This is a genomic window from Actinocrinis sp., assembly GCF_035938995.1.
Lineage (GTDB): Bacteria > Actinomycetota > Actinomycetes > Streptomycetales > Catenulisporaceae > DASZGI01.
On sequence record NZ_DASZGI010000164.1, the window covers coordinates 1 to 4,220 of the forward strand.

At 68.0% G+C, this 4,220-nt stretch carries 5 protein-coding genes; 4 read left to right on the forward strand and 1 reads right to left on the reverse strand.

Going from position 1 to position 4,220, the window contains the following annotated elements; genetic code table 11:
* The first annotated feature begins 108 nt into the window (after positions 1-108).
* Positions 109-495, forward strand: coding sequence for a large conductance mechanosensitive channel protein MscL (gene mscL, locus VGZ32_RS11820; RefSeq protein ID WP_326885997.1), 387 nt, complete (start codon positions 109-111; stop codon positions 493-495).
* An 82-nt stretch (positions 496-577) separates the two neighbouring features.
* Entirely contained in the window at positions 578-1,099 is a 522-nt protein-coding gene (locus VGZ32_RS11825; protein WP_326885998.1) for a DUF1003 domain-containing protein, read from the forward strand.
* Between the two features lie 66 nt (positions 1,100-1,165).
* On the opposite strand, the gene VGZ32_RS11830 is transcribed toward VGZ32_RS11825, so the two are convergent.
* Positions 1,166-2,077 carry an aldo/keto reductase gene (locus tag VGZ32_RS11830; RefSeq protein WP_326885999.1) on the reverse strand — a complete coding sequence of 304 codons (912 nt, stop codon included), beginning with the start codon at positions 2,075-2,077 and terminating at the stop codon, positions 1,166-1,168.
* 98 nt (positions 2,078-2,175) lie between these two features.
* Here VGZ32_RS11830 and VGZ32_RS11835 point away from each other — a divergent pair, with 98 nt between their 5' ends.
* Complete coding sequence (locus VGZ32_RS11835; RefSeq protein WP_326886000.1) at positions 2,176-3,162, forward strand: ABC transporter ATP-binding protein; 987 nt, start codon at positions 2,176-2,178, stop codon at positions 3,160-3,162.
* 16 nt (positions 3,163-3,178) lie between these two features.
* Entirely contained in the window at positions 3,179-4,033 is an 855-nt protein-coding gene (locus VGZ32_RS11840; RefSeq protein ID WP_326886001.1) for an ABC transporter permease, read from the forward strand.
* Positions 4,034-4,220: the final 187 nt, after the last annotated feature.

Consider the following 4,220-nt stretch of genomic DNA (forward strand, 5'->3'; position numbering starts at 1 on the left):
TCCAGAGCTGGTCCGTCCCGGTGACCACTACGTCGGGCGCTCGTTGCTCTATCTGCATGACTGAAGGATGTACATAAACGTACATCCACGAAGAATTCGGAGCGATCGGTGTTCAAAGGCTTCAAAGAGTTCATCATGCGCGGCAATGTCGTGCAGCTGGCCGTCGCGGTCGTCATGGGCGCCGCGTTCGGCGCCATCATCAACGCCTTGGTGGCGGACATCATCATGCCGCTGATCACCGCGATCTTCGGCAAGCCGGACTACTCCACCCTCGTGCTCACGCTGCACAAGTCGCAGATCAAGTACGGTTCCTTCGCCACCGCCGTGATCGCGTTCCTGCTCATCGCGCTCGCCGTCTACTTCTTCATCGTCGCGCCGATGAACCACCTCGAGAAGATGCGCCGGCGCCGCCGCGGCCTGTCGGACACGGCGCCCGAGATCACTGAGATCGAGCTGCTGACCCAGATCCGCGACTCCCTCGCCACGCGCGAGTAGCGTCTCGTCTCCTGCCGCGCTCCGCGGCCGAATCCACCGGTCGCGCCGCGCTTGTCGCCCGCGTGTGCGACACTCCGGAGCCATGACCGCATCACAGACCAGGATCGACGCCCGGGTCGGCGCGGCGGCCGGCGGTGCCGTCCGGAGGATCCGGACCGGATGGCACCGCCACCCCGGCGTCCGCAGCGATGACCAACTCACTCTCGGCGAGCGCTCCGCCGACCACATGCGCAACGGAATGGGCTCCTGGGCTTTCGTCTTCGGGGCCTGTGGCTTCCTCGCGCTGTGGATGGCGATCAACATCATCGTCGACCGCGCGCACGGGCGCACCTTCGACCCGTACCCGTTCATCCTGCTCAACCTCGTGCTGTCCTGCGTCGCCGCGCTCCAGGGCGCGATCCTGCTGATCGCCGCGAAGCGCAGCGACCAGATCTCCAGCGAGCTCGCGCAGCACGACTACGAGGCCGACTGCGCCTCCCATGAGCTCCTGCAGACCCTGACCGTGAACTTCGACCAGCTCAAGGCCGAGCACACGGCGATGCAGATCGAGTTCGCCAAACTGGCCAAGCTGATCGAGAGCGGCCTCCCACCCGCACAGGACTAGGCAGCACCGAGCGGGCAACAGACAAGCGGGCAACAGGACTACGCGAGGACCATGCCCATGCCAGGACTATGCGGAGACCTGGTCCAGCCGCGCGAGCTCTGATGCCGACAGTTTCAGATCGAGGAACGGCATGATCTCGACGAGTTGCCGCGTCGTGCGGGCGGACGCGATCGGTGCCACCACCGTCCGACGTGAGGCGAGCCAAGCAAGCGCCACGGCCGCGACGTTCGTCCCGTGCGCCGCCGCGATCTCGTCAAGCACCGCCAGCACTCCATAGCCGCGCTCGTTCCGATAGCGCTCCACGCCGCCCGCGCGCACCGACTCGATCTCCGTGCCCGGGCGGTACTTCCCGGTCAGGAAGCCGCGCGCCAGGCTGAAGTACGGCAGGCTCGGGATACCGTTCCGGACCAGCATCGGCTCGATGTCGGTCTCGTACTCGGCCCGCTCCAGCAGGTTGTAGTGGTTCTGCGCGGCGGCGTAGCGGGCGAAGCCCTCACGCTTGGAGACCGCCAGCGCGTCGGCGAGGCGCGGCGCGGTGTAGTTCGAAGCGGCGATGTACCGCACCTTGCCCTCGCGCACGAGTGCGTCGAACGCGCCGAGAGTCTCCTCCAGAGGCACGCTCTGATCGTCCTCGTGTGCGTAATACAGGTCGATGTGGTCCACGCCGAGGCGGCCTAGCGACTCCTCGGCCGCCGCCCTGATGTTCGCCGCGGACAGGCCCCGCCGGGTCGGCTTCTTCGCCACCTTCGTCGCGATCACCACGGAGTCCCGGGTTCCCCGGGCCTTCAACCACCGCCCGATGATCGCCTCGGACTCGCTGCCCCCGTACGTGTCCGCGGTGTCGATGAAGTTGCCGCCGGCCGCGGTGTACGCGTCGAGGACTTCGATGGAAGTCTGCTCGTCCGCCGACCAGCCGAAGACGTTGCCGCCGAGGCAGAGCCCGAAGACGTCCAGATCCGTGTCTCCCAGTTTCACCATGATGCGAACGTAACAGGCGTCCGGCGCCGGTGCATCTCACCTACCTTCGGCCGAAAACCGTTCGAAGCTTGTCGGCACGGACCAGTAACGTCGGGAGAGTGTCCGAAACCATCCACCCCCCGCCGACCGCCGTGCCACCCCTCGCCGGCGAGGTCCTGATCGAGGCGCGCGGACTGACCAAGGCCTTCACCAAGAAGGGCTCCGAGCCGTTCACCGCGGTGGCCGGAATCGACTTCGAGGTGCGCCGCGGGGAGGTGTTCGGCTTTCTCGGCCCCAACGGCGCGGGCAAGAGCACCACCATGCGGATGATCGGCTGCGTGTCGCCGAGTACGGGCGGCAGCCTGCGCGTATTCGGCATGGACCCGGTCGCCGACGGCCCGGCGATCCGCGCCCGCCTCGGCGTGGTCCCCCAGGAGGACACCCTCGACACCGAGATGCAGGTGCGCGACAACCTGCACGTGTACGGCCGGTACTTCGGCCTGCCGCGGGCGGTGATCCGGGAGCGGACCGACCGGCTGCTGGAGTTCGTCCAGCTCTCCGACCGGGCCGGCGACAAGGTCGAGCCGCTGTCCGGCGGAATGCGGCGGCGCCTGACCATCGCCCGGTCACTGATCAACAACCCCGAGATCCTCATCCTGGACGAGCCGACCACCGGCCTTGACCCGCAGGCCAGGCACGTGGTGTGGGACCGGCTCTACCGGCTCAAGCAGCAGGGCACCACCCTCATCCTGACCACGCACTACATGGACGAGGCGGAGCAGCTGTGCGACCGGCTCGTCGTGATGGACAAGGGCCGGATCGCCGCCTCGGGCACCCCACGCGACCTCATCGAGACCTACTGCACCCGAGAGGTGCTGGAGCTGCGCTTCCCCCTCGACGAGCAGGACCAGGCCGCGGAGAAGACGAGCGGGATAGCGGACCGGATAGAGGTGCTGCCGGACCGGGTGCTGCTGTACGCCGACGACGGCGAGGCGGCACTGCGATCGGTGCACGCCCGGGGGCTCGAACCGATCACCGCGTTGGTGCGCCGGTCCACCCTCGAGGACGTCTTCCTCACCCTGACCGGCCGCACGCTGGTCGACTGAGCGAGAGGACCGACCCGTGACTGCTACTACCGCTACCGCCGTCTCCCCGCCGTCGCCTCCATCGCCGCCCTCAGCCACGTCCATCCCCTCGCCGCCCGGATCCGCTCGCCTCGTCTACCGCCAGTTCCGCTACTGGGTCACCTACTCGCGGCGGACGTGGCGCGGCACCGTGCTGTCCGCGATCTTCGGCCCCGCGTTCTACCTGACCGCCATGGGGCTCGGACTCGGCACACTGGTCGACCGCAGCCACAACCTGCCCGGCGGCGTCAGCTACCTCTCGTTCGTCGCCCCGGGTGTGCTGGCCGCCACCGCGATGCAGACGGCATTCGGTGAGGGCACCTACCCCGTGCTCGGCAGCGTGAAGTGGTTCGGCAACTACTGGGCGGCCGTCAACACCCCGCAGCGGCCGAAGGACATCGTCGCCGGCCACGCCGCGCTCGCTGTGGTCCGCATGACCCTGTTCACCGGCGTCTTCCTCGCCTTTTCGGCCGCTTTCGGCGCGGTGCACTCGGCCCTCGGCATTCTGGCCTGGCCCGGCGCCGTGCTCACCGGCGCCGCATTCCTGCTGCCGATCATGGCGTACGTCATCACTCTCGAATCAGACGGAAGCCTGAACACCCTGTTCCGATTCGTGATGACGCCACTTTTCCTGTTCTCCGGCACCTTCTTCCCTTGGCAGCAGCTGCCGCAGTGGGCGCATCCGATCGCCTACGCCACGCCGCTGTGGCACGGCGTGGAGCTGTGCCGCTCGCTCACGCTCGGCACGGCGACCTGGGGCGCGACGCTCGTGCACGTCGCCTACCTGCTCGCCTTCGCACTCGGCGGCTACGCGGTCGCCCGGGTGACCTACCGCCGCCGCCTGTACAAGTGACCCACACGTGACCGCCGCTCTCCAGACGACATGAAAGGGGTCGGGTGACAACGATGACCACCATCGCCCTACCGCGCGCCATCCCGGTCCCGGTCGGCTACGGGACGCGGCGGTCTCTGCACCTGGTCGAGCGCAACATGCTCGCCTACCGCAGGATGTGGCTGATCCTGGTCTCCGGCGTCTTCGA